We start from the raw sequence: 25,494 nt of genomic DNA on the forward strand, positions 1-25,494 counted from the left end.
TGTCGTAAGAGGCAGCAAAGAAGTGTCGTCATCCATCCTGTAGTGCGGCACCTGCCAGCCACAGCAAGAAAGCATTCACATGCATCTGCCGCTCCCACCCTGGCACGCACACAGCAACATAACGCGGCCCGGGCAGGCTTACTTCTGGTCTATAGGTCACTAATTTTCCATGCCTGAGGCTGTCGGCAACCAGTACATTGCTTGCCAGCACCAGTCCATGACCCGCGATAGCAGCGCTCAAAGCAAAATGCTCATCGTCTAACTCACGCATCTGCGCCGTTTCAAGCCAGGCCTGGCATTCTGCGGCCGCGCACCAGCTTTCCCAGTTGATTGAAAATACGCCCGGAGTTTTCCAGTGCACGTTGATCAGTTCGATCTGATTTACGTTTAGCGAGGCAACCAGATTCGGGGCACCGTAAACCGAAAATTGCTCGTTCATGAGTTCCTGACGGAACAACTTCGGGTCATCGCGGCTGACCGAGCGAATAGCAAGATCGATACTGGAATCACGCAGCAGATCGACTAGTTCGTTACGTGTATCAAGCCTCACATTGTATTGTGGAAAGCTCCGATAGAAACCACCCAACCGTGGAATCAGCCAGGCTGCCGCCAAGCCCGGAGTAGTAGAAATGGTCAGGGTTTGGGGAGCAGTGTCCGGATAGAAAGCCTCCAGACTGCGGCGAATGTCTGATAATGCGCGATGAGTCTGGCGATATAGCATCTCGCCCTCTTCGGTCAACACCACACCTTGTCCAGATCGCATGAACAGCATTGCTCCGAGGCGGGCTTCCAGTGTCCTGACCTGATGGGAAATGGCCGCGGGGGTGACTGAGAGCTCCTCAGCTGCCGCTTTAAAGCTGCCCAGTCGCGCAGCCGCCTCGAAGGTGCGCAGCGCGTTGAGTGGAAGAGTCGAAAACACGCCTAGTTTCCTGGATGAATTGAATTGATGAGTATTAAATTTATCTCATTTTCCGTGGTGCGTACGGAGCGATACCGTCGCAGATATTCGATCCACTGCCCCTTCGGAAAACACCATGCAAGGACCTTCGCGGAAAATTCTACAAGCCATCCTCTATGAATCAATCGCTGTTGCGGTGCTGTCGCCCAGCATCTCGTTTATATACGACGAAGGTCTGGCTCATGCGGGTGCGCTGTCGTTGATGTTGTCGGTATGCGCGCTGCTGTGGAACGTGCTGTTTAACTATGCTTTTGAGTTCTGGGAAGCGCATCAGCCACAGCGTGCTCGCACGTTGGGCAGACGTTTGCTCCACTCACTGGGTTTTGAGGGGGGGCTGGTTCTGCTGTTGGTGCCACTGGTGGCATGGTGGCTGAAGATTTCTTGGTGGGCTGCACTGGTCACCGATCTGGGGCTGTTCGTTTTCTTCTTTTTTTACGCGCTGGTGTTTCAGTGGGTCTTCGACAGAGTATTCGATGTACCAAACTCCGCGAAGGGGGAAGCTTCGGTTAACCCATAATCCGCTCGGAATTCCGATTAGCCTACCTGTAGCAAGACTAGGATTTGAGTATGAATAATGCCACTAAAGCGATTGAACACTACATCTTCGGCAAGGACGGAAATCGGCCTGACTTGTTGCGGCATGCTTTTAGTCTGGACGCATCTCTTAACGTGAGAGTGCAGACAAGCACCATCCTGTTTCCCCCTTGCGTCAGCGGGCGCGAAGCTATTGCTGAAGTACTGGTGCGCAGCTTTAGCCAGCAATATGAGAACGTTTATACATTCTGCTTCGGAGACCCTCCAAAGCCCGAGGCAAATGTTCATAAGTGCAAATGGCTGGTTGGCATGTCAACAAAAGCGACTGGAGAGTTACGTGTAGGCTGCGGGGAATATCATTGGGTCTTTTCACCGCAAAGCGGCCTGGCCATTCAACTGTCCATCACTATCGAACACATGCTGGAGTGCCCTTCTGAACATAGGCGAAAAATAATGGATTGGCTTCAAGGTCGCAGCTATCCATGGTGTGAGTCTACCGACATGCTTGATTCGGCACCTTCGCTCAATTGCCTCCAGCCGGTTCTTGTCTACGTTGCTACTTGACCCCTATCAATGTAAGCGTGCGCGAGCATTCGTGCTTGGCCGAGAACTGCCCATCACGAAGGGCAACTCCCGGCCAATAGCGGTCATTCAGCACAGCTGAAAATGGCCGGGAGCTGCCAATCGCAGCCCCATTGGCCTTGCTTTACGAATACGGGATTTTGGGTAGTTGCAGGCCGTGCATACAGTCATTGGCAACGTTGATGCACAGCGGTTAGCCAACGGGAAACTACCTCTAACTCCTTGTCGGTAAATTCTTCCGTCAATCTCGCGTTCAATGGGCCTAATTCGGTCGTCGCCAGTAATGCTGCTTCTAATCCTGCCTCTGTTAGCCAGAGCCGGTAGCTGCGCTTATCTTGTCCATCGACTCGACGATCGATCAACCCTGACTTCACCATTCGATCCGCTAACCCCGTCATGGCCGATGGCGCGATATCCAAGGCAGATGCCACTTCTCCGCTAAGTGCCCCATCTTGGGCGCGGATTACAAACAAAGCTCCGGCTTGAGTTGCACTGATGCCTGCGGTATTGGATACGTGCCGTTCAATATGCCTGGATAAACTTTTTTGAGCTGAGTTCAATAGATAAATGTAGCGACGATCATGTCTCATATTGATTTTCCGGCAATTGGGTATTCAGCCAAGCGACTACTATCGGCCACAGTTTGTCAGCATGCCGATGACGGAAGAACCCCAAATGGCCGATAGAAAATCCTTCACTGTCTTCGGGGCCTAATTGGCGGCGTTCAACAGTGCACTTAGTTAGATGCCCCATCATCAGGTCGATAGCTTGCGCCGGTGCCCAAAGATCATCATTGAAACCTAACGCCAGAATAGGTAACGAAGGTCGAGAAAATCTGGCAGCTGCGTTAACTGATGGGTCATCAAAAAAGTAATTGCGAAGGCTTGTCCAGCGTGACCACTCGAGCATGACATTCGCAGGAATATCCTCTCCGAGGCCCAGTCTGCGACCCGGAACGTAACCGAAGAGTTTGGCGGTTAGAGGCCCTATGATTTTCAGCAGAACCGATACTTTCAAGCGCTCCATGCCTGGCTTTATAAATCTGAGACAGCCTGCATGTGAGCATATAGTCACAGCTGCACGCAGCTTGCGACTGCTAGCACTCAACCCGATGGCGTGGCCACCAAAGCTGTGGCCTACAGCCAAATGGGCAAGGCTTGGGTAATGCTCAGACACCCACTGCGTTACGGCCTCGACATCGTTGTCAGCCCACGACGTAAATCCGGCTTTAACATCCTTCGGATGTGGCCCATCCCTACCGACGCCCCGGTAGTTGTATGTGATGACAGTGAAGCCATTCTCTGTCAAAAATTGTGCAAAAGCGAAATACATTCGTTCGGTGACAGCCGTCGCAGGATTGATTTGAACGACTGCTTTAGCAGCGCCAATCGCCTCGTGAACATGGAGCTTTACAGGACTACCATCAGGGCAAATAGCTGTGTTTTGTACTGGGCTCATAGGATTATTTCGCATGTGAAATAATATACTTAACATGCGAAATACACACTCATCAAGCCATTGCTACATGTCGCGCTTGTCTTAGGGCTTGTGGCAAGTTAGATCTGGCTAGTTTTTCTCACGACGGTTGCCGTTTGAATTGATCGCGGAAGGACGTTGGTGACCGCTTCTGGCCGATTGTAGTCCCTCGCAACAGGCTGCTATCGGCCACAAGCTGCCGGTCAGCACGGGCGGAAAGCGGCCAATAGCTGCCTCAAGCCCTTTCCGCGAATGCGTCGCCCGCGGCCTAATACTCACTCGCAGAGAACGATAACAATCAGCGTTGATGGAGGCTGTCGAGGTGCACATTCAGCCACGCATTACGAATAAATTCGCTCCTACTGCAGCGCGAGTGACTGCCAACAAAGCAGAACAGATATCTTGGACTAGCTTTATCTGAATCACTGAAGCCTCCGACCACAACTCAACCAGGCCAAAGTTCGTAATGCTCAAAAAAATCGATTTGACGATCACCCACGATTACCTCAATCCATTTGCCTCGCCGGACGCACCCAAACTTAGCCCGGAGCTGGCGGACTACCTGTTGGATAGTGCCTGGTACTACCCCAAGCTGTGCCTGCAGATCAACTGCCCCGAAAATGAGCGAGAACGCCTACAGCAAGCTATCAGCAATACCTTTGCAGAAAAGAGCGAGCAAGTCAGAGGGGATATTCTCATCCTACAGTTGGAAGCGCTGACACTCCTGGGCCTGGCACTGGCGGTGGGGCTGATAGGCAATGCTCTAGGCATTGAAAGCACCATCCCAGTGGCAGTATTTACCGTTACGGTGTGGATGCTGCTCTGGCGCAGCGCAGAGATATTTTTTCTGGATATCCGCAGCGCTTATCGGGAGTTGCGTAAGTACCGGCGTATAGCAAGCGCAACAAAGCAGTATTGATTGAAAGTGTTGATTCGCCGCTGATTTAATAAGTACCCTCGAAGACCAGCTCTTGGCAGATTTCAATCCCTCGTGGCAGACAGAAACGATACCATCAAGCAGTCCACGAAAATGGGAGTGGCCGATAGCAGCCTTTCATGACAGGCTGCTATCGGCCAGAAGCAGTCACTCAAGACTTTACAAAAGCAGGGGCGATTCACTTCAGGCCCACACTGAGTGAGTAGCGTATCTGCTGGTCAGCGTGCCTCCGTTATGCCCGCTCTTGCATGAACCCACTCGGTTATCGTTTCAAGGGCACCAGGGGCGTAGGCATGACGACCCTCCATCAGGAATCTCAGCATGGTTAGCCAGGTCCATTCGCTGGTTAGTTGTGTGTTATAGGGAACCGCCCTCAGGAGTCCATGACTTGCATCCGGTATGACTTCTATCCGATTGGCGGGATGGTTGCCCCCTACAGTCTTTCGGTAAATATCTGCATTGACCTCAGGATTAACATTCAGATCGTCCGCCCCCCACAACGCGAGCACTGGAACCTCGAGCTCTTTCAAATCTTGGGTTGCATCTTCGTGAAGATTTCGTCGCACAAAAGCCCACCGCTCCGGGCTCATATCGCCCAGAAGGGTTGCTGACGGCACTTGCGAAGAGGCAAACAAACGTTCGTCAGCTGCGGCTATCTCCGCCATCGCCCGTTCAATGTCAGCCGCAGACATCCCTGTGCGCTGCAACCGCTGCCTGGTGTAATAGTCTCCTTGCCGTTGCCAAGATACGGCGCCTCCGACAAGTACAATAAAGTCCGCACCATTGGGCCTAAGGCGGGGCACGACCCAACCGGCTTGCGAAAACCCAAGAACACCAACAGGGATCCCTTGCAACTTGCTGCGCAGGGTAGAAATCGCGCTGCGCACGTTAACAGAGCGGTCACTCATCGACTGATTGAGCCAATTCCCCTGCGAGTCGCCAATGCCCGGTTTATCCCACGATACAACCGCAATGCCTGCATCAAGAAGAGCGTTGATGAGTGGATCGTACCCCTGCTGCGATGTGCGATCTTGTGGGCCATCACCGTGAACCAGAACCACTGCCGCGGTTGCAGTTTGGTCAGGCAGCCAGAGCGTACCCGCCAGGAGCAGTCCATTTGCTTCGAATGTAAAAGGCTCACTTACTCTGCGATCCAGACCATAGGTATCAAGACGGGATAGAACAAAAAAAACGATGACCGTGGCGAGGCAAACGACAGAAATCAACCATCCGCGATTACGCTTCGTGCGGATTACTTTATGCATAGTCACTACCTTTTCGTTTCATGAGCTGCGGCCAACTTGCGCAGACTTCAGACCCACTGTATCTACACCAGAAGAGCGCCCTCTCTACCCGGCTTTGCGCAATGCGTTGGCAACCAGTGTGAAGGCGGGAGATGGCTGTCGACGGCTGGGGTAATACAAATAGTAGCCAGAGAACGGTGGGCACCAATCTTCCAGCACCCGCTCCAGCCTCCCTTCACGCAGGTGCGGCTCAAACTCCTCCTCTGGCAGGTACGCAATGCCCAGTCCGGCCAGGGCCGCATCCACGATATGGCTCGACGTGTTGAAAATGAGCTGGCCGTCTACACGCACGTTTACCTGCTTGCCGCGCTGCTCAAAGTCCCACACATAGAGCCCGCCAGATGTCTGCATACGCTGGTTGATACAGCTATGGTTCATCAGGTCGCGCGGGTTTTCGGGAGTGCCACGGCTGGCAAAGTACCCTGGCACGGCGACAACAGCCATCCGCAATGGCGGGCCTATCGGGACTGCGATCATGTCTTTGTCGATAGTGTCACCCAGGCGCACGCCTGCATCAAAACGATCCGCCACAATGTCCCTGAATCCGTAACTCACGTCGAACTCAACGTTGATGTCCGGGTATTCGTGGAGTAGCGCGGTGAGCTTGGGTAGCAACGTGGTACGCAGAACATGATCGCCGCAAGTGATGCGTACGGTGCCCGCAGGCTTGTCGCGCATTTGCGTCAGGTTATCCAGCTCTGCCTCGATTTCATCGAAGCGATTACCGATTGCTTGCAGCAGTCGCTCGCCCGCGACAGTCGGCGAAACGCTGCGGGTGGTACGCGTCAGTAACCTGATTTGCAGGCGCGCTTCCAGACCACTGATGGCCTGGCTCAGTGCCGACTGGGTAACGCCCAGTACCCCCGCGGCACGGGTGAAGCTACCTTCGCGCGCCACTGTCACGAATGAAAGCAGATCGTTGAGGTTTCCTCTGACCATGGTATGCAGCACCTTTCACAGCTATTAATTAGCTCAGCTTATAGCCTTGTTAAGTATTCATTAGCTAGTCCCGGGAGTGATCGTTCGTCACCATTACCGCTATGAATACGAATAACCGCGAGGCCCCGATGGGCACTGTTTCAACCAGCAACCAGGCGCCTGCCTACTGGAGCGGTGTCTTTGCGATGACGCTGTGTGTTTTCGCCCTGATCGCTTCTGAGTTCATGCCTGTCAGCCTGCTGACGCCGATGGCCGTTGATCTTCAGATTAGCGAAGGAATGGCCGGGCAAGGCATTGCGATTTCGGGGGCATTTGCCGTGCTGACCAGCCTGTCGATCTCGTGGCTTGCCAGAACCCTCGATCGCAAGCTGCTGCTGTTGGCACTGGCCGGGTTGATGGCTGTCTCGGGCTTGATCGTCGGGCTGGCCCCCGACTATCAAACTTACATGGTCGGCCGTGCGCTCATCGGTGTAGTCATTGGCGGTTTCTGGGCGATGTCCGCGGCGACGGCCATGCGCCTGGTACCCGCTGCGCAGGTGCCGAAGGCATTGGCCATCTTCAATGGCGGTAACGCGCTGGCGACCGTAGTTGCCGCACCGCTGGGCAGTTATCTGGGCTCCATTATTGGCTGGCGCGGGGCTTTTTTCTGTGTGGTACCCGTCGCGGCGATTGCTCTGGTCTGGATGCTCATCAGCCTGCCGCCCATGCCGGTGGAACCGCGCAAACCGGGCTCCGGAAATGTATTCAAACTGTTCAAAAATCTATCCGTGGCGCTGGGCATGGCCGGTTGCGCAGCCTTCTTCATGGGGCAGTTTGCGCTGTTTACCTACCTGCGGCCCTTCCTTGAAACGGTAACCCGTGTCGATGTATCCACGTTGTCGTTGATCTTGCTGGTGATCGGTGCGGCAGGCTTTATCGGCACCCTGATCATCGGCCGGGTTCTGAGGGGCCGCCTGTTCCAGACGTTGACAGTCATTCCGGTCTTGATGGCCTTGATCGCGCTGGCACTGATCCCTTTTGGCCACTCGATCATCGCTGTTGCTGCACTGCTGGGCTTATGGGGGCTGTTGGCGACTGCGGCCCCGGTGGGCTGGTGGAGCTGGATCGCACAGGCCATGCCGAATAATGCCGAGGCTGGCGGCGGCCTGATGGTAGCCGTGATTCAACTGTCCATTGCTCTGGGCTCAACCGTGGGTGGAATGCTGTTCGATAGTCACGGCTATCAGAGCACGTTTGTCGCTAGTGCAATTGTGCTGCTGGGTGCCACGGTGACCGTACTGGCGGCTACCCACGCTCGAACCGCTTGAACCACGCAACGATCCTGGAGACGGGTCATGACCGGGAGCATTCACCCCGCCGCAAATACCCCGCAGCGCGAAGGCTGGGGCAAGCGGTCATTTGGTTGGCCTGGCGTGCTGTATTCAGCTCTCGTGCTTGGCAGTTACATCCTAATGAATGATGCCGCGTCGGCGTCCTCGATCACGGAGAAATATCCCATGTGGATGACAGTCGGCGAACAACGCTTCGCCATCACCTTGGCCGACAACACAGCCGCTCGGACGTTTGCCACGCTCCTGCCACTCACGCTGGAGATGAACGATCTCAACAGCAATGAAAAATACGCCAGCCTTCCTGCAGCCCTGCCCTCCAATGCGAGCAAGCCGGGAACGATCCACGCGGGTGATCTGATGTTGTATGGCAATGACACCCTGGTTGTTTTCTATATGACCTTTGAATCGAGGTACGCATACACACGCCTTGGACATGTGGACGAAAACGCGAACCTTGCACAAGTGCTGGGCCGACATGCCGTGAAAGTAACTATCTCCCAAAACTGACTACTCTGCTTCGATAGGGCTACCAATGAAAAAGCTCATGGTTTTACTCACCCTTCTTGTCAGTTCACTCTCAGCAACAGGAGCCGATATGTCCAGAGGCGCGGATAATTTCTATACCAGCGACAAAGTGACAGTGCAGAAGGTCAATTTCAAAAACCAGTACCAAATGAACGTGTCAGGCAATCTGTTCATCCCTAAAAACCTCGACGCCAACACCAAAAGCCCTGCGATTGTTGTTGGTCACCCGATGGGCGCGGTCAAGGAGCAAAGCGCTAATCTGTATGCCACTAAATTGGCAGAAAAGGGCTTTGTGACACTGTCACTGGATCTTTCATTCTGGGGCGAAAGCGAGGGGCTGCCACGCAATGCAGTTTCGCCGGATATTTATGCCGAAGACTTCAGTGCCGCGGTGGATTTTCTTGGCACCCGGCCTTTTATCGATAAAGAGCGGATAGGCGCACTCGGCATCTGCGGGAGCGGCAGCTTTGTTATCAGCGCAGCCAAGATCGACCCACGCATGAAAGCCATTGCAACGGTCAGCATGTATGACATGGGCGCAGCCAATCGTAACGGCTTGAAGCATGGGCAGACGCTTGAGCAGCGCAAAGAGACCATCGCGCAAGCCGCACAGCAGCGGTATGTAGAGTTCACCGGCGGTGAAACGCTCTACACCAGCGGCACGGTCCACCAACTGGACGAAAATACTCACCCGATTCAGCGTGAGTTCTATGATTTCTATCGCACACCCCGTGGCGAATACACACCAGCCAGCTCGTCCAGAGAGCTGACCACGCACCCAACGCTTACTAGCAACATCAAATTCATGAACTTCTACCCTTTCAATGACATCGAGACGATTTCACCTCGTCCGATGCTATTCATTGCCGGAGCCGATGCCCACTCCAGAGAGTTCAGCGAAGAAGCTTACAAGCTTGCGGGTCAACCCAAGGAGCTCGTCATCATTCCTGGCGCTGGCCATGTTGACCTTTATGATCGCGTCGATCTCATTCCTTTTGAAAAACTGACGAGCTTTTTCCAGAGTAATTTGAAGTGATGACAGTGAAGTCGAATTAACCATTCGGCTTGAACGGTGTTTGTCCAAGGTCCGCTTCTGGCCGATTGTAGTCCTTCGCGACAGGCTGCTATCGGCCAATAGCGGACAGTTAAGATACGAGTTCAGCTACCGTTTTGCAGTAGTGCGGACAGCGCAATATGCCGGCTTGATCTACGCACTTGAGTGAGAGGTGGCGTCCTATGAAAAGGGGACACATTTATTTTTCTAACGGTTTTCGATATCAGGACAGGGATCATTGCCGACCAAGCAGCCTTGAGAGCGGTGCAGACGTATACCAGGGATGTCTGCCAGCGACCCTAAAAGGCCCGGGTTTCGCTTTGTCTTTTGCGGCCAGTTCATTTTGACGGTTCTTCTTATCCAACTGGCAGCCCAACCAGAGTGTTGCGATACCGAAAACAAACAGTAGTACTACCTGATATATGGGCACTATTTTCTCTCTGGAAAATTAGATGCGCAGAAAAATTTGGCTGCATCGTGCACTATTTTTTCGAAGCGCTCAAATGAGTGACGAGTGAGCAGCGTTTTGATGGTGGGCTGATAGGGCTTAAAGAAAATAAAGACCTGCGAGCAGGCCATGATGGCCTGCTGCAGTAATATTCAGGAGTAGCGAGGGCAATAGTGTTTTTGTTTTTGTAGAGTCCTGGGTCGCTACTCTCTTGTGTTGCTTTATTGTTTTTAAACTGCGCTTCGGCAGCTCTCGCAGCGCCATCCCTTATAACTTTCGGAATTCTCAAGCGCTGTAACCAAATCACGACCGCCTATACTATTTTTGCAGTTGTTATGTTTTTCATTTGGTTGTTTTATCCCCTCGCATTGTTTTTTCAGGAAGGGGTTTACCACCGCTTGCTGCCTTGACGAAAGTGCTCTAAATCCCTTGTCTACCGCTAGCTGGGCGAAGCTATGTACGCTTGGCTTTTCACCTTGAAATGCGTTCTGCGCGATAAGGGCCGAGAAAATCTCTCGCTCGATAGTCATTCGTTAATCCTTTATTCAATCAACAAGTTTGCTCATGTTTTTTCTTGTTCTGAGCAATGCGAAAGCATACGTTACCATTGGGTGTGGTTTTATTGAACTGGGTTTCCATCCAGCTATAAAAGGCAAGGCTTCTCCTTTTTGGTCGGTAAATATTGGTTTCTTGGTGTTTAGAATATTTCAACAGGCCTTTGTTGCAATTTATTTCTTGTTCGAGAGAGTGAGGAAGTTTCGCTTAGCACACAGTACCTGCCGTGGGAGACTCCTGTCTGTCGCACTAAATTTATGAATGACGATACTGCTTATGAAGTTCTATAAAGTTCGGCGATTCCCTATTCCGGGCTGTCGACAAAATCTCCACGGCAGGTACTGTGTGCGAAGCGACCTAAACGGCCTTGACTAACTAACAGGGGGGCGAAATTCTCAAGTCTCCACAGAAGTGGCGGTACGTTTGTGGCTAGAGGCTGAGTCTCTGGTCGAGTCGGTTCGGGAGTGCCAACACAAAGCCTTAAGCGATGAGGGCGCTACTCATCATTTAATCGGATGGATCCGCTCAGGATGAATTGCCCCGACTTTCCTGGACGCCTTTGAGCGACTGCTTCTGGCCGATTGTAGTCCCTCGCGACAGGCTGCTATCGGCCCATATCTGCCGGTCGCAGCCGGCAGATATTTACCCAACGAACCGTCGATGGATTTATGCCCCATTGGCCTCAAACCGCTCTTCGTGGCGACCTCAAAGCGGACTGCTTTCCTTGGCCTGTCCTTTCCACTCGCGGACTTCATCCTTCGCCTTGGGTGCCTTCACCTGAGATATGAACAGCGCCGCCAGAACTGCCGGAATAGCGCTGAGGATGAAAATTTGACTGACCGGCATCTGCATACCGATAAACAGGCTGCCGAACAGTGGCCCCAGAATCGAACCAAAGCGCCCTACTCCCAAGGCCCAACCGGCCCCTGTAGCGCGGCAATGGGCCGGGTAGAAGTTGCTGCTGAACGCGTTAAGTGTCAGTTGTCCGCCTATCACACACATACCGGTGGCGAAAACCAACCCGATCATCACGACCTTATTGTCGTGAAACAGCCCAATCAGGAAGGTGAACAATCCAGCTGCGGCAAGCACCACACACAATAGTTTTGCCTTGTTGGTGACACGGTCGGCAAAGTAGGACATCGCGCCTGCGCCGATCGTCCCGGCAAACAGGAACAATGACGTGATCAAGTTTGCTTCACTGAGGTTGACGCCGTTCTGTTTGAGCAAGGTCGGCAACCAGCTCACCATGAAGTACAGCAAGATCAACGCCATAAAGAACGTTGCCCAGATCATGAGCGTGGGGCGGGCATAGCCATTACGGAACAGCTCGACCACGGCAAAGCGACTGGGGGATTGAGACGCCTTCGACTGCGCATCCCATACCGGCACCGGCTCCCAGTCGAGTTTCATTCTGCGCGTCAACTTGCGCAACCGAACAAAAGGGGCTCCGTCTTTGAGCAACCTTGGCAACGACTCCGGCAGGAACAAGAGCAACGCCGGCAAGAGCATCAAGGGGGCGATACCGCCGGTGAGAAATACCGACTGCCAACCAAATCGGTCGATCAATGCTGCGGCCACGAAACCGCCCATTGCCCCGCCCAGGGAGAAGCCACATGCCGCCAGCGTTACCATCAATGTGCGCTGGCGAGGTGGCGAGTACTCGGACATGAGCGCCATTGCGCAGGGCATGGCACCACCCATGCCGATTCCGCAAATGAAGCGAACCCAGACCAACCCCTCGATGGAGTTGACCAGCGCCGTTGTCAACGTCAGCAGGCCATAGACCGATACGCAGCCTATGAGTACAACGCGAATGCCGATTCGATCGGCCAGGGGCGTGACCAGCAGTGATCCAAACGTCAGTCCCAGCAAGTTAGCGCTGAACACCGGGCCGAACAGTACTTTATCTACGTTCCATTCCTGAGCCAGTGCCGGCACGACGTAACCAAGCCCGAGCGCGTCGTAGCCGTCGGTGATCAACAGCAACGTCAGTAACAGTAATAGCCGCCATTGAAATCCTGAGATCGGGTGGCGATCCAGGGTCGCACGAAAATTCGAGATCTGATCCTGCATGGTTGTTTACCTGATTATTATTGTTTGGGTAAGCAATGGGTGACAGCGCGCGGGTGTGCGAATGCCAACCGCACCTTGAAGCCCTAAAGCTTCAATACCAGTCGGCCGGTCCTGGCTCTTGAACAGCAGGCCATCATTCGATCGTTTACCTGCCGTTCCGAGGGGGTCAAGACCTGATCCCGGTGATCCACTTCACCCTGAGCAACGCGCACCTCGCATGAGCCGCAGAGGCCTTCGCCACAGTCACTGGGAATATCCACGTTGAAGGCTTGAAGGGCCTGCAAAAGCGTTTGCTCGGGGGCCACCTGGATGGTCAGCCCGGAGTCTTGCAAATCGACCGTGAAGCCCTTTTCAGTGCTCGCATCAAGCGGCTTGAGCGCGGCACTGAAATGTTCGATGCGCAAGGTCAGGTCTGGCCTACAGAGCACCTGCTCTTGCAAGTGAGTCAGCAGCCGCTCTGGGCCGCAAGCGTATAGCTGGGTCCCAGCCGCAGCCGTATCCAGCAGCGAGCTGACCTGCAGCCGCCCCCCTTGTTCCGCGGAATAAAACTGCACACATTCCAGGTGGTCACGCGTGAGTCTCTCGATAAAAGCCATTGATTGCAGTGAGCGCCCGGCGTAATGAATGCGATATCGCTTACCCAATTGTTTGAGGCGGTCTGCCATGCTGATGATCGGTGTAATGCCGATACCGCCTGCTATCAGCAGGTAGTCATCCGCCGTCTCATCCAGTCGAAAGTGGTTCCTCGGGCCGCGAATTTTCAGCGCCATGCCTTCGGCGACCGTTTGATGGATAAAGGCAGAACCGCCTCTGCCGCTTCCCTCCTTGAGAACAGCAACTCTCAGTTCGTGGCCATTGTGCAAAATGCCACACAACGAATATTTACGAACATAGTCACCTGCGATCACATCGATGTGGGCGCCCGGCGTCCAACCCGGCAGCTTACTCCCGCCTGGATCGGCCAACGTGATACCCAAAACGCCGTCGGCTTCCTCCTTTACTTGCGTAACGATCACATGGCGGTAAATATCGGCCCGCGCGGGTGGACCTATTTTCAGTGGAAGGTGACTGTCAACGATCCCTGGTACGGCCCGTTCCGGATTGCGCTCTGGATCCCACTCAACCCACAAGTGCTCCGGCCCGTGGAATGAAATATTCGGGATGCCTTCAAACTTCTGGTTCTCCACCAGCCGCATGTGAGGCAGACGCTTGGTAAATTCTTCAATGAAAATGCGCATTTCCATACGCGCCAGATTCTTGCCCAGACACTGGTGGCTGCCATAACCAAACGATAGATGGTCGGTGGTGTTGTCTCGGTAGATATCCAGCTCGTCGGCGTTTTCGAAGTGTCGCTCATCATGGTTGGCGGAGGCCATGACCACCATCAACCTGGCACCTTTGGGGATCTCGACATTGCCAATGCGCGTCGATTCGGTCGCCAACCGCCGCCACGCGACAATCGAGCCGGAAAAACGCAGGCACTCCTCCACCGCATTGGGAATCAATGCGGGATCGGCGCACAGTTGATCCCAGGCCGTACGGTGGGTCAGCAATAACTTCAAGGCATTGGCTGAAGCATGCGCGGTGGTTTCATGCGCAGCGACGATACCGGCCATCATCATGGAGTGCAGATAAGAGTCGGTCACGATCTCGGGGATATCCTTCTGCCGCTGAAGGGCATAGCCCATCCAGCCTTCGCCCGAATCCTCCTTGCGCATTTTTTCCAGTACCTGGCCGGCATACCGCCAGAATTGTCCAACCGCTTCGGCGACGGCCACCTGCTCTTCTGGAGAGGGCCTGCCCCATGTGTTCACGGTATGGGCGATCGAGTACTTGCGCAGAGTGTCCATGTCCTCTTCGGGGACGCCCAGAAAATGCAGCGCTACCGTCAGCGGCAATTCCCAGAGCATTTGATCCACCAGATCGGCCTTGCCGGCATTGATGAAGCGATCGATGTAATCGCGCGTTAAACGCCGCACCATTGGCTCATGGTGGGCCAACTCCTCTACCGAAAACGACCCCATCAGCGCCCGGCGTCTATCCATGTGCGCCGGTTCATCTTCATTGACCAGTGTTCTATCCATGGCGTAACCGTGACCCATCAGCACGTCCTGTGCCTCCTGGGCAAAAGGTGTGACCTTTTCCAGTGCGTTGGCGGGCGAGTAAATCCGATTGTCACGAAATATCGCTTTCACATCCTCGTAGCGGCTGACAATCCAGTGACCCATCTTGTCACTGTAAAACACCGGCTCCTGATCCCTGAACCAGCGCAAGGCACTGGCAGGATCCAGCTGATACGGCTCGTCGAAAGGATCAAAGCTGGCCGCCGCCTCAGAGAACGGACACCCCGCACTTGCAGCGGGTTTCATCTGGCCATGATCGAACGGACATTTTCCGGCACTGACTGATTGACCGGCTTCACGGGATGCAGTCTTTTCCGGCGCACTGGGCTGAGACATGGTTGACCTCTTATTGTTTTACTTTTATCGCACAACTGTGTACTAATATAGAAAAAGAGCATATGCCGTTCTTTTGTTTGCGTCAAAGAACCTGGAGCGTCCTCCTATGGAAAAGAGCAAGAACACCCTGCAAACCCTCGATCGAGGGCTTCAGGCTTTAAGCATCATTGCTCAACAGGACAGCGGTATATCCATCGCCGAACTGGCCGCTCGCCTTGAGGTGCATCGGGCCATTGCCTATCGAATCGTGACCACGCTGGAGGATCACTTTCTGATCAGTCGCGGGGCTGAAGGTGTTATCCGTCTTGGCGCTGGAGCAACTCTCCTTGCAGCTCGCTTCGAACCCCGGTTGAGGGCTGTAGCACAGCAACCGCTGTTCGACCTGGCCAAACAGTCGCAAGCCAGTGCTTTCATTTCCGTTACTCAGGGCAATGAATGCATGGTGATCATGGTTGCCGACCCCGAAGAGTCGTTGATGCGCGTCGGGTATCGAATCGGTAGCCGCCACCCTCTTCACCAGGGCGCGGCCGGGATTGCGATTCTTTCTGGCCGCAAGGCGCATCCCGAAGACTCGGAGGCCGTCATACAGGGGCGTGAACTGGGCTATAGCCTGACTCACGGTCAATTGCAGCCCGGGGCCATTGGCGTGGCGAGCCCGATCAGTCGCCCTCACAACCAGCATTTTTTTGAAGCCTGCGTGGGTGTTGTTGCCTTGAACTCGCTGGATCTGGATATCGCCACTCAAGCTGTACCTGAAGCGGCGGCGATCATTAGTCAATTGCTCGGTGCTGCCACGGCATAAGCTGCACAGACGTAACTCGGCAAGGCCGCGCCACGGTCTGTCAGAGAACGCTTCTGGCCGTAAGCAGTCCTGCGTGAAAGGCTGCTTGCGGCCAACAGAAGACGTTCGCAAAGCCGTAGAAGCGCGCTGGCTAAATCCTTACACTTGAAGCCAGCTACAACAGCGTCCCCACCCAACCGGCCCAACGAACTTGAACTGGCGGTGGCGCGTTTCAGAATGCAACGCGTGCCCGATACTCTTTGAGCAGTTGTTGAGACGAACTGTGCTTGATTGATCCTTCTTGAGGCAGTGAACATGCAAAAATTATGGATGCGCTACTCGCAATTGCTCGACAAGGATCTCAATGCCAAGATCTTCGACAATTTCAAAAATATGGTTCTGTGCGCGCTTCTGTTTGCAGCGGGTACGAACGCTTTGCACAGTGATCACAAGCTCTTTATGAGCATCACGGCCACCAACATGGCTGGGTGGGGGGTGATCACCATATCTGGAATACTCATGCTGCTGAACGTCAGTGATGGTATTCGCCGCCTGGCCCAACTGCGCTACCACCTCGTCTTTCAGCTTTTGATAGTGCTCGTCTATATATTGATTTCCGCACGGGTGGTGGAAATGGTCTGGAGCTACCGCGCGTAACGGATGGAGCTCTCCCGGCCCCGAGATTTGAAGTGCAGCACACTGCTGTGTGGGTGGCTGATTAAATCCACGGGCCCCCTCGCAACATCAAGAGCCAGAGCAGATTCAACTCTGCCCCTCTCTGCGACCATGGTTGACCCAAAGGCTGACCCTGCCACTTCAGTCCGCCCATCCAATGATGCTTCACCCTGATTTGCAATTCCCGGCATCTCCCCCCGACCTTTATGAACAGTTTGCCCAAGATGCAGTCAAACAGGCCTTGGGCTGTGAACGCCATTAGAGCTAGTCTTGCAGACGCAGTACACAATTGGCCAAGCATCAAAAGTTGTTTCTTGCCCCTCGAAAAACGCCTTCCAAAGGATAGATAAATTGAGAAAACTCATTTCGGTGGTTGCTGTAGCGACTACATTTGCCATGGGTACTGCATTCGCTCAATCCCCCGCGAAACCAGATGTAAACCCAATCGCAAATAGCGCTATCAATACCGCAGTTGCGCCTGGTACTGGCGCAGCAAAAATTGCAGTGGCCAACGATGCTCAAACCGGAGCACTGAACGAATGCAACAACTCCATCGGCGATCAGCCCCGGACAGCTTTGCAAAGCTGCCTTGAGGGCAAGACTCGCGAAATCACTTCACAAATGAATATCGCCTACAAAAAACTGGAAGCTCAAACAAAAGAAATCGATTCGAGTGCGACGGCCAAAGCCCTTGAATCGCTGCTCGCCTCTCAGAAGGCCTTTGAAAAATTCAAGGATGCACAGTGCCAATGGGAAAGTGATTCCATGATGGGGGGATCGGGCTCTGGAGATATTTTAAGTGCTTGCAAAGTCGATTTGATGCGCTGGAGAACGAAGCAACTTTCCGAGCCAGGGGCGTAGTCAAGCTCACAGGTCGTGAGCCACTCCATGCGGGCATGGCCAGTATCGCAGTCAAGGCTCAACTCAATCCATCTGCAGTCAGGTGACTGTCAATACTGGTCCAGGGCAAATAAACCGCATTCAATCAAGGGCAGTAGCAGCTGCTCACACTCAGTTTTGCCAAAAGCAGCAGTCGTACGGGGTATTAAAGCCGACCCTGACTGCTGCAACAGAGACAGCGCCTACTGAACGATTGGGGCCAGTGCTGCTGGAAAGACTTCACTTGCATTGCCAGGTATATTCCTGACCCGAAGCACATCTTCAATTATTTCCTTGAAAATCGGCGCTGCAATAGCGCCCCCAAAGTAACCATTTGCAGTTGGCTCATCCACGACTACAGCCATAATGAATTCAGGCGCGTTGGCCGGAGCGATACCTACGAACATGGCTCTATATTCATTACTTTTATATCCACCGCTGGATGCCTTGCGTGAGGTCCCGCTTTTACCCGCAATGACATAACCTTCGATTGCTGCGCGCTTTCCACCTGCTCCGGGTCCATCCACGGCATGTACCATCATGTCCAGAATGTTGTTGGCGACCTCCGGGCTTATGACATTGCGTGGCGGCTGCCTCTTACCCTTGATTAGCGATAGCGGTATCAGATCCCCATCATTGGCAAATACGGTATAGGCTTGAACCAGTTGCGCCAAGTTGACCGACAAACTATACCCGTATGAGAGACTCGCCGTAGCGATATCTGACCATACCCTCCTGACGGGAACTGTCCCAATACTTTCCCCTGGAAAGTAAATCGCAGTATTGTTTCCGAACCCCAGATCAGTAAGCAATTGCGAAATCACTGCTCCTCCTGTCGGAATAGCCACCTTGCTCATGCCGACATTTGAAGAGCGACGGATGATTCCCGCCAAGTCTAACTGGCTGTCTCTGCCTACATCCCGAATGGTATATCCATTGATTTTTATGAAACCCGGCGCTATTGGGATAATGGCATTTTTGTCAATTACATTAGCTGTCAGAACGGCGGCCATACTGAATGGTTTTATTACCGAGCCTGGCTCATACACATCAGTAAACACACGATTTCGAATAAGCTCCGCGTTGAAACCTCTACGTGCGTTTGGATTGAAGGAAGGCATCGTAGACAGTGCCAGTATTTCTCCTGTTCTGGCGTGTATGAGAATTGCACTTGCCGACCTGGCTGCATTGTTCTTTACCCCTTTGAGCAAAGCTTTTTCAACATAATATTGAAGTGTCGAGTCAATTGTTAAATGCAGATTTTCTCCGGGGGTAACGGGCTTGTGCACCAGGATCTCACGGGTGACTCGCTTGTGTAAGTTCAAGGTACGTTCTTCCAGGCCAGGCTTGCCAGAAAGCTTTTGGTTGTACATCAACTCGATGCCTTCGATACCCTGCTGGTCAATATTAGTGAAGCCTAATGTCTGGGCAAGCATCGACGTTTGAGGGTAAAACCTTTTGTATTCCTGGCGCTCATAAACACCTGGAATAGATAACTTCATGATCTTGTTCGCGCGCTCAGGATTAATTCTTCTGGCCAAATAGGCAAAAGATTTACCTTGTTCACTCAATGTTAACGCCCTGATCCGCGAGGCATCAATATCAAGCTGTTCATCCAGGATGACTGCCTGCCGATTCGTTGGGGCAAACTGCCTGGGATTTACCCATAAGGTACTCACGGGTGTGGAAACTGCCAGGGGCTGATTAAACCTGTCAAATATAGTCCCGCGAACGGGAGCTGTTTCAATCAACCGCATTGAGCGTTTACGACCCTCATTGCTCAAGAACTCATGAGAAAAAACCATGAGGTAAGTTATTTTGGCCGCAAGCGCCATTGAGAGGGAACAAAAGATAGCGATCACGATGGTAAATCTTGGATTTGTTGCTAGGGAACTCACGCTGTACATCCTGATTTATACGTTCAAAACAAAACCACCCTAACTAAATTATTATCATCCTGCTTTGTAATATTAAGAAACATCATTGCGTCAGCGATTGATCTCCAGTGTATTCGGTGGAAAATCTGGCTGTAAGATTTAGCACCACTGGATAGTTATCATTGGCGCGACTGTTGGCAAAACAAGCTCCTTGCCAGGTTTTACTAATTCTCCTGATTTTCCTGGCGCCTCCAATCGGCCAATCGCGGACTTTCAATATTCGCCAGCCGAATGTGAGTCGTTCACCTGCGCCGAAAGAACCACATCAAAAAACGATGTAATGAGTCGACTGGAGCGACGCTCGGCCAGGCAATAAAGATAGGTTTCGGTGTAGAGCGGATCCCCCTCGATGCGGATCGTGCGAATACGAGGATCGGCGATGAACTCCGCTTCGGAGACCACCCCCAGCCCGATCCCACGCACCACAGCTTCGCGCAATGCCTCGCGGCTGCCGATTTCCATGGCGATGCGGGGCACAACTTGTGCCGCCAACAAGGCCTGTTCCAGGACCAGACGAGTAGTGGAACCGGGCTCCCGTTGCAGTAGCCGCTGGCCGTCCAGTTCCTCGAGTCGTACTGACTCGCGTTTTGCGAAAGGATGCTCATGGTGGGCAAACAGGATGATGGCGTGACGTGCGTAATGCACGGCGCAGAGTCCTGGATCTTCGTGCCATCCGGCCAATACCGCAATATCGGTCACGTAACTCTCAAGATCGGCCAGCACCTGCGCCGAGTTGCCAACCCGTATCGAAACATCGATACGCGGATGCTGCTGAAAGTAATTGTCGACCATCTCGATCACATGAAAAGGCCCCACCGCCCCTATCTTGAGCTGGCCACTGTCAAGCCGCCCGGAGTCACGCAGCAAGTTGTGCGCGTCCAGATCCAGCGCAGCCATCGCTTGCGCAATGGGCAGTAATTGCCGGCCGACATCGGACAACTCAATGCGCCGCCCGCGACGGTGAAACAGCTCCAGATTGTATTGCCGCTCCATGCTCTGGACTTGTGTGGTGAGCGTCGGCTGGCTGAGCCCAAGGGCCCGTGCGCCGGCACTGAAACTTCCGTGACGTGCCACGGCGAGGAAGGCACGCATCCTGGCGGTCGACATCCATAGACTCCATCAATACTTAGCTGCGAAAACCTATATTGAATTGATCGTATGACTGTCACGTGACATTTCTAGCCTGAGGTCACTCCAACCAATCGCCTGGAATGCCATGAACAATTTCTCCGGATTTTTGCGTGTCGCCGCTATTGCCTGCCTCTCCATAAGCGCTGTCTGCCAAGCAGGAGCGAACGAGAAATTGAGAATTGGCCTGATCCCGTCGGAAGACTCCCAGGCGATGATCGAGTCGAGCAAGCAAGTGCTCAGCAGCCTTGAAGCCAAACTGGGCATGCCCGTCGAACCCTTTGTCGCCACGGACTACAACGGCATCATCGAAGCGCTGCGTGCAGGCAAACTGGATGTGGCCTACCTTGGCCCTTTCTCCTATGTTCTGGCAACGTCGGTAGCAGAGGTCGAAGCGTTCGCAGTAGCCGTCACCCAAAAAACCGGGCAAAGCGCCTACAAGAGCGTGATCCTTGCTCGCAAGGACAGCGGCATTCAGCAATTGTCCGATCTGAAAAATCACACCTTCGCGTTTGTCGACCCCAGCTCTGCTTCTGGCCATCTGTTCCCCAAAGCCGGGCTGGAACAGGCCGGTTTTGATCCCGCAACATTGTTTTCGCGAGTGGTGTTCTCCGGTTCCCATGACGCAAGCATCCTCGCTGTAGCCAACGGCAAGGTAGATGCTGGCGCCGTCGCCGACCGCATTCTGACCAACGCCGTGGCCAGAGGACTGGTGAAGCAGGATGACTTCCAGGTGGTGTGGAGTTCGCGTCCGATCCCGGAGTCTCCAATGGTCTGGCGGCAAAACCTCGACCCGGCACTCAAGAAAAAAGTCGCTGCCGCCCTGGCTTCGGTGAAGGACGTGCCTTGGGGTGACCAGGGCCAATTGGATGGCTTCCAGCCCACTACCGATGCGGCTTACGACGTCGTCCGCGAAACCGCCAAGGTGCTCAATCTCGATTTGCGGAGGCTCAAATGATCAGCATCCGCCAACTGACCAAGCACTACGGCCCAAACCCGGTTCTACGCGGGATCGACCTAGAGGTGGCAGCAGGGGAATTCGTGGTGGTGCTGGGCCAGTCCGGTGCGGGTAAATCTACTTTGCTGCGGTGTATCAACCGACTGGTCCAGGCCGATTCCGGAACACTCTCAGTGGCAGGCATTGACGCACTGGCCTGCCGCGACACCAGCGTTCTGCGACGTCAGGCGGCAATGATTTTTCAGCACCACAACGTCGTACCGCGTCTGAGCGTACTGAAGAATGTACTCACCGGATGCCTGGGCGCGGTGTCAACGCTCACCTCCATCATGCAGTTGTTTCGGCGCGAGGACGTGGCGCTGGCCATGCAATGCCTGGAGCGCGTCGAGCTGGCGCACAAAGCCCGCGAACGGACCGATTCGCTCTCCGGGGGGCAGATGCAACGCGTGGGCATCGCACGTGCCCTGGCGCAGCGCCCAAAAGTGATTCTGGCCGACGAGCCGGTGGCCAGTCTCGACCCGAAGACTGCGCGCCTGGTGCTGCAATATTTGCGCGACGCCACGCGGGAGCTGGGTATCACGGTGTTGTGCAACCTGCACCAGGTCGATTACGCCCGGGAGTTTGGAGACCGGATCGTAGGCCTGGCCCACGGAAAACTGGTGTATGACGGTAGCGCTTGCAGCATGACCGAAGACGACTTGCAGCGCATATACCCCGGCCAGACAACGGCCCCCCAGGGCGCCACTGCGAGAGCGGACGAACTGATAACCCCCGTCGCGCAAGTGAGGGCTCAAGCATGAAACAGCAAAGTTATCTGTGGACCGTGAGACTGCCTCGCGGACCGCGTGGGTGGCTGTCCACTGGCGCAATCGTGCTGGCGGTCATTCTGACACTGCACTGGAGTGCCACTGGCGCGCAATTAAGCGTGGCTGAACTGGCGGCAGGGTTGCCACAAATTGGTGATTTCCTTGCACGCACCGTCCCACCCGACCTGAGCATTGTTCCTCGACTGTTGGCGCCTGCCGTGGAGACGCTGCAAATTGCCATTTGGGGCACATTGCTCGGCGTGTTGATGGCCATTCCGCTGTCATTTCTTGCGGCCCGCAATCTGAACAAAAACCGGTTGGTGTTCCACGCAACCCGGCAGTTTCTTAATTTCACTCGCAGCATAAATGAGCTGATTCTGGCCCTGATATTTGTCTCGGCGGTAGGCCTTGGGCCCTTCCCCGGCGTGCTGGCGCTGGCGTTGCATGGCCTGGGCATGCTTGGAAAATTCTTTGCCGAGAGTATCGAGGAGATCGACCAAGGCCCGATTGAAGCACTCCAGGCCACCGGCGCACGGCCCTTGCAGGTCATCGTTTTCGGGGTACTGCCGCAGGTCATCACGGCCTGGATTGCAGTGGTCCTTTACCGCTTCGAAGTCAATTTACGCTCGGCGACCGTACTCGGCATGGTGGGTGCGGGGGGGCTTGGTTTTGAGCTGGTGAGCAGCCTGAAACTGTTCAAGTACCAGGAGACTGCCACCTGCATCATCGTCATCACGCTGATGGTGATCGTCGCTGATGCGGTGTCGGGTCGATTGCGCAACGCGATCCAGCGTGGCGCTCACAACTGAACATCCCTGCCCCAGGCACTCACATTGAATCAAGTATCGGTTCTGCCGATTAATGCCTGCGAATTATCGATTTGAGCTGTTGGAAAAGCCCCCCGAGTATGGGGCCACTTCCAACAACAAAAATAAAGGACCCGCCATGATTGCCCGATTCCACAATCCCGTTGATACACGATTCGGCTGGGGCAGCCTGCTTGAGCTTGCCGACATCACTGAAAACCAGAAAGTCGCGCTAGTGACCTTTCCCGAAGCGCGCGGGCTGGGATTGGTTGATCGCATTCAGGATCTGCTGGGCGACCGTCTGGTGTATGTGATTGAAGATGTCCAGCCTAATCCTGACGTGGCCCGGCTACGGGACACCTATGAGCGATTCTGGCAGCAAGCCGGCGATTGCCATGCGGTCATCGCAGTAGGCGGCGGCAGTGCCATCGACACCGCCAAGGCGTTGATCGTGGGCACTGAATCGGGGCACTTTGATGAATTGCTCGCATTGCTGGCAACCGGCAAACCCTTCGTCCCGGCGCGCAGCAAAATACTGATCGCGGCGCCCACCACGGCGGGTACCGGCAGCGAGGTGACGCCCTGGGCGACGATCTGGGATTCGGCCAGCCATAAAAAATACTCGCTGCACCTTGAATGCACCTGGCCGAAAGTCGCGATTATCGACCCGCAACTGATGCTGACCGTGCCTGGCGGCGTCACCGTTTCTACCGGGCTGGATGCCTTGTCCCATGCGCTGGAGTCGGTCTGGAACATCAATGCCAATCCGGTTTCCGACACCTTCGCCATCTCCGCCATTGCGGACATTTTCGAATGCCTGCCGCAGCTGCGTCGTGATCTCACCAACAAGGAACTGCGTTCGCGCATGGCACTGGCCGCCCTCAAGGCAGGATTGGCGTTTTCCAACACCAAAACCGCCCTTGCCCACTCGATCTCTTACGAGATGACGCTGCAATACGGCCTGGCGCATGGCATTGCCTGCTCCTTTACATTGCCGCTGGTGCTGGGCCTGGCCTGGGGTCGCGACGCAGCGCGCGACCGTACTCTGCAACGAATTTTCGGCAACGACCTGGACAAAGCTCAGGATCAGTTGCGCGAATTCCTGCATAGCCTGGGTGTGAAAACGGAATTTTCCGACTATGACGTAACGGCGGAGCAAGCCGAGCAAATGATTCTGTGCGCCATGCAGGGCGCAAGGGGCAAAAACTTTATCGGCTCTCAAGCCGCCTGGCCCCTGCCAACACTCGACAAGTACTGTCAGCGGCATGACGAGCCGCGACGATTTCCTGCTGCCCTCGCAAAAGAGAGCGGCCGCTAATTGACAGTGGCAGTCCCCGGACAGCTGCAACCAAAAGCAGCAAGCGAGGTGCGTCATGCTCGACGCCCCTCCTTCTCCCCGGCGCCATTGGCTGCCACTCGTTACTGAGGGCATCGGGGCCTGAGTGTTTAAAACGCTTTCTCGAACACTGCTAAGATTCCTGAAGGGCGCATTCCGAGGATAGCGTCACCCCTGCCAACACCCGGCAGGCGTTGGTACGCAGCCAGGTAAAAGTTGAGCCCTCTGCGGGTTGCAACAAACGGCCAGTCTTTGCTTCACCTCAGCTACTGCCACACCTTTCGACCCATAAGGGGCCAGTCCTGGAGAGTGCAATGAGTCCTCGATCTCTACGTACCACCGCACTGGCTGTCACTTTTACCCTCGGCTTTTTTCCCGGAGCTGATGCCGTCGAATACACCCACGTCAATCCCGCCGCCAGTACCATAAGTTTTACCTACCACCAGATGGGCTCGAAGGTGTATGGCACGTTTGGCAAGTTTGTCGGGACCCTCGGTTTCGACACCGAACACCCCGAGGCGGCTCAGGCCAAACTGACCATCTACCTCGACAGCATCGACGCCGGCAGCGAAGACGCCAACACTGAATTGCAAAAACCTGCCTGGTTCGACACCACTGCTTATCCAGTGGCGACCTTTGAATCGACGCGCATTAAAGACCTGGGCAACAACCGCTACCAGATCATTGGCAACCTTACACTCAGGGGCCTTACCAGGGAGGTAACAGTGCCGATGCTTCTGAAATCAGAGCGAAGCATCGGCATTTTCGACGCAGAGCTGGTGCTCAAACGCAGTGATTTCAACGTCGGGGCTGGTGAGTGGTCTGACAGTCTGGTTTCCAACGATATAGACATACAGTTTCGGATGGTTGCACCGGAACATTGATTAGACTGCGGCCTGAGACCCTGGCTCGCATTCCTCAAGTCAATATCCCTTGATTTGTGGTGGCTGGCGTCCGGTCTCCGCTGCCCTCATCACCGGCAGTATCAACTGCCTGCAATGAGGGCAATC

At 54.4% G+C, this 25,494-nt stretch carries 24 protein-coding genes; 14 read left to right on the forward strand and 10 right to left on the reverse strand.

Annotation, left to right across the window (positions count from 1 at the left end; all coding sequences use genetic code 11):
* Nucleotides 1–28: 28 nt before the first annotated feature.
* Nucleotides 29–919 carry a LysR substrate-binding domain-containing protein gene (locus WG29040_RS19115; protein ID WP_127196687.1) on the reverse strand — a complete coding sequence of 297 codons (891 nt, stop codon included), beginning with the start codon at nt 917–919 and terminating at the stop codon, nt 29–31.
* Between the two features lie 115 nt (nt 920–1,034).
* Here WG29040_RS19115 and WG29040_RS19120 point away from each other — a divergent pair, with 115 nt between their 5' ends.
* Together WG29040_RS19120 and WG29040_RS19125 are read left to right on the forward strand one after the other, a co-directional pair.
* Nucleotides 1,035–1,475 (forward strand): PACE efflux transporter, encoded by a 441-nt coding sequence (locus tag WG29040_RS19120; RefSeq protein WP_003447699.1) that lies wholly within the window; start codon nt 1,035–1,037, stop codon nt 1,473–1,475.
* A 50-nt stretch (nt 1,476–1,525) separates the two neighbouring features.
* Nucleotides 1,526–2,056, forward strand: a complete 531-nt coding sequence (locus tag WG29040_RS19125; RefSeq protein ID WP_127196688.1) for a hypothetical protein — start codon at nt 1,526–1,528, stop codon at nt 2,054–2,056.
* A 185-nt stretch (nt 2,057–2,241) separates the two neighbouring features.
* Here WG29040_RS19125 and WG29040_RS19130 read toward each other — a convergent pair whose 3' ends face one another.
* Together WG29040_RS19130 and WG29040_RS19135 are read right to left on the reverse strand one after the other, a co-directional pair.
* Nucleotides 2,242–2,664 carry a MarR family winged helix-turn-helix transcriptional regulator gene (locus WG29040_RS19130; protein WP_127196689.1) on the reverse strand — a complete coding sequence of 141 codons (423 nt, stop codon included), beginning with the start codon at nt 2,662–2,664 and terminating at the stop codon, nt 2,242–2,244.
* A complete protein-coding gene (locus tag WG29040_RS19135; protein WP_127196690.1) occupies nt 2,654–3,532 on the reverse strand; it encodes an alpha/beta fold hydrolase in 879 nt (292 codons plus the stop codon). Before WG29040_RS19135 ends, WG29040_RS19130 begins: the two co-directional genes overlap by 11 nt.
* A 484-nt stretch (nt 3,533–4,016) precedes the next feature.
* Here WG29040_RS19135 and WG29040_RS19140 point away from each other — a divergent pair, with 484 nt between their 5' ends.
* A complete protein-coding gene (locus WG29040_RS19140; RefSeq protein ID WP_003447689.1) occupies nt 4,017–4,469 on the forward strand; it encodes a hypothetical protein in 453 nt (150 codons plus the stop codon).
* Between the two features lie 236 nt (nt 4,470–4,705).
* Here WG29040_RS19140 and WG29040_RS19145 read toward each other — a convergent pair whose 3' ends face one another.
* Together WG29040_RS19145 and WG29040_RS19150 are read right to left on the reverse strand one after the other, a co-directional pair.
* A complete protein-coding gene (locus tag WG29040_RS19145; RefSeq protein ID WP_127196691.1) occupies nt 4,706–5,752 on the reverse strand; it encodes a S9 family peptidase in 1,047 nt (348 codons plus the stop codon).
* An 84-nt stretch (nt 5,753–5,836) separates the two neighbouring features.
* The gene (locus WG29040_RS19150) at nt 5,837–6,730 is read right to left on the reverse strand and encodes a LysR family transcriptional regulator (protein WP_003447685.1); all 894 of its coding nucleotides are present in this window, start codon (nt 6,728–6,730) and stop codon (nt 5,837–5,839) included.
* Nucleotides 6,731–6,858: 128 nt separating this feature from the next.
* Here WG29040_RS19150 and WG29040_RS19155 point away from each other — a divergent pair, with 128 nt between their 5' ends.
* From WG29040_RS19155 to WG29040_RS19165, 3 genes are read left to right on the forward strand one after another with little or no spacing between them, the layout of a single operon-like run.
* Entirely contained in the window at nt 6,859–8,037 is a 1,179-nt protein-coding gene (locus tag WG29040_RS19155; RefSeq protein WP_127196692.1) for an MFS transporter, read from the forward strand.
* A 27-nt stretch (nt 8,038–8,064) separates the two neighbouring features.
* A complete protein-coding gene (locus WG29040_RS19160) occupies nt 8,065–8,568 on the forward strand; it encodes a cyclophilin-like fold protein (RefSeq protein ID WP_127196693.1) in 504 nt (167 codons plus the stop codon).
* Nucleotides 8,569–8,593: 25 nt separating this feature from the next.
* Nucleotides 8,594–9,622, forward strand: coding sequence for an alpha/beta hydrolase (locus WG29040_RS19165; RefSeq protein WP_127196694.1), 1,029 nt, complete (start codon nt 8,594–8,596; stop codon nt 9,620–9,622).
* Between the two features lie 696 nt (nt 9,623–10,318).
* On the opposite strand, the gene WG29040_RS19170 is transcribed toward WG29040_RS19165, so the two are convergent.
* The 3 genes from WG29040_RS19170 to WG29040_RS19185 all read right to left on the reverse strand — a co-directional run bounded on the left by WG29040_RS19170 (nt 10,319) and on the right by WG29040_RS19185 (nt 15,178).
* Complete coding sequence (locus tag WG29040_RS19170; RefSeq protein WP_003447680.1) at nt 10,319–10,618, reverse strand: hypothetical protein; 300 nt, start codon at nt 10,616–10,618, stop codon at nt 10,319–10,321.
* A gap of 730 nt (nt 10,619–11,348) precedes the next feature.
* A complete protein-coding gene (locus tag WG29040_RS19180; protein ID WP_127196696.1) occupies nt 11,349–12,719 on the reverse strand; it encodes an aromatic acid/H+ symport family MFS transporter in 1,371 nt (456 codons plus the stop codon).
* Between the two features lie 83 nt (nt 12,720–12,802).
* Nucleotides 12,803–15,178 (reverse strand): cytochrome P450/oxidoreductase, encoded by a 2,376-nt coding sequence (locus WG29040_RS19185; RefSeq protein WP_127196697.1) that lies wholly within the window; start codon nt 15,176–15,178, stop codon nt 12,803–12,805.
* 106 nt (nt 15,179–15,284) lie between these two features.
* On the opposite strand from WG29040_RS19185, the gene WG29040_RS19190 reads away from it, so the two are divergent.
* The 3 genes from WG29040_RS19190 (at nt 15,285) to umoC (ending at nt 17,495) form a co-directional block, all read left to right on the forward strand.
* Entirely contained in the window at nt 15,285–15,980 is a 696-nt protein-coding gene (locus WG29040_RS19190) for an IclR family transcriptional regulator (protein ID WP_003447676.1), read from the forward strand.
* Between the two features lie 294 nt (nt 15,981–16,274).
* On the forward strand, nt 16,275–16,616 hold the full coding sequence (locus WG29040_RS19195; protein ID WP_003447675.1) for a hypothetical protein: 342 nt from the start codon (nt 16,275–16,277) through the stop codon (nt 16,614–16,616).
* Nucleotides 16,617–16,985: 369 nt separating this feature from the next.
* The gene (umoC, locus tag WG29040_RS19205) at nt 16,986–17,495 is read left to right on the forward strand and encodes a lysozyme inhibitor LprI family protein (RefSeq protein WP_127196699.1); all 510 of its coding nucleotides are present in this window, start codon (nt 16,986–16,988) and stop codon (nt 17,493–17,495) included.
* Nucleotides 17,496–17,716: 221 nt separating this feature from the next.
* Here the strand turns inward: umoC and WG29040_RS19210 are convergent, their stop codons facing one another.
* Entirely contained in the window at nt 17,717–19,411 is a 1,695-nt protein-coding gene (locus WG29040_RS19210) for a penicillin-binding protein 2 (RefSeq protein ID WP_127196700.1), read from the reverse strand.
* A 252-nt stretch (nt 19,412–19,663) separates the two neighbouring features.
* Nucleotides 19,664–20,557 (reverse strand): LysR substrate-binding domain-containing protein, encoded by an 894-nt coding sequence (locus WG29040_RS19215; RefSeq protein ID WP_003447660.1) that lies wholly within the window; start codon nt 20,555–20,557, stop codon nt 19,664–19,666.
* A 109-nt stretch (nt 20,558–20,666) separates the two neighbouring features.
* Between WG29040_RS19215 and phnD the strand changes: the two genes are divergently transcribed.
* The 5 genes from phnD to WG29040_RS19240 all read left to right on the forward strand — a co-directional run bounded on the left by phnD (nt 20,667) and on the right by WG29040_RS19240 (nt 25,368).
* On the forward strand, nt 20,667–21,536 hold the full coding sequence (gene phnD, locus WG29040_RS19220; protein ID WP_127196701.1) for a phosphonate ABC transporter substrate-binding protein: 870 nt from the start codon (nt 20,667–20,669) through the stop codon (nt 21,534–21,536).
* Nucleotides 21,533–22,336, forward strand: coding sequence for a phosphonate ABC transporter ATP-binding protein (gene phnC, locus WG29040_RS19225; RefSeq protein WP_010656068.1), 804 nt, complete (start codon nt 21,533–21,535; stop codon nt 22,334–22,336). The genes phnD and phnC overlap by 4 nt, the downstream gene beginning before the upstream one ends.
* Complete coding sequence (gene phnE, locus WG29040_RS19230) at nt 22,333–23,151, forward strand: phosphonate ABC transporter, permease protein PhnE (RefSeq protein WP_127196702.1); 819 nt, start codon at nt 22,333–22,335, stop codon at nt 23,149–23,151. The genes phnC and phnE overlap by 4 nt, the downstream gene beginning before the upstream one ends.
* A gap of 136 nt (nt 23,152–23,287) precedes the next feature.
* On the forward strand, nt 23,288–24,466 hold the full coding sequence (psrA, locus tag WG29040_RS19235; protein ID WP_127196703.1) for an iron-containing alcohol dehydrogenase PsrA: 1,179 nt from the start codon (nt 23,288–23,290) through the stop codon (nt 24,464–24,466).
* A 332-nt stretch (nt 24,467–24,798) separates the two neighbouring features.
* Nucleotides 24,799–25,368, forward strand: a complete 570-nt coding sequence (locus tag WG29040_RS19240) for a YceI family protein (RefSeq protein WP_003447651.1) — start codon at nt 24,799–24,801, stop codon at nt 25,366–25,368.
* The last annotated feature ends 126 nt before the right edge of the window (nt 25,369–25,494 follow it).

Source organism: Pseudomonas sp. PAMC 29040, assembly GCF_003994535.1.
Classification (GTDB): Bacteria; Pseudomonadota; Gammaproteobacteria; order Pseudomonadales; family Pseudomonadaceae; genus Aquipseudomonas; species Aquipseudomonas paraversuta.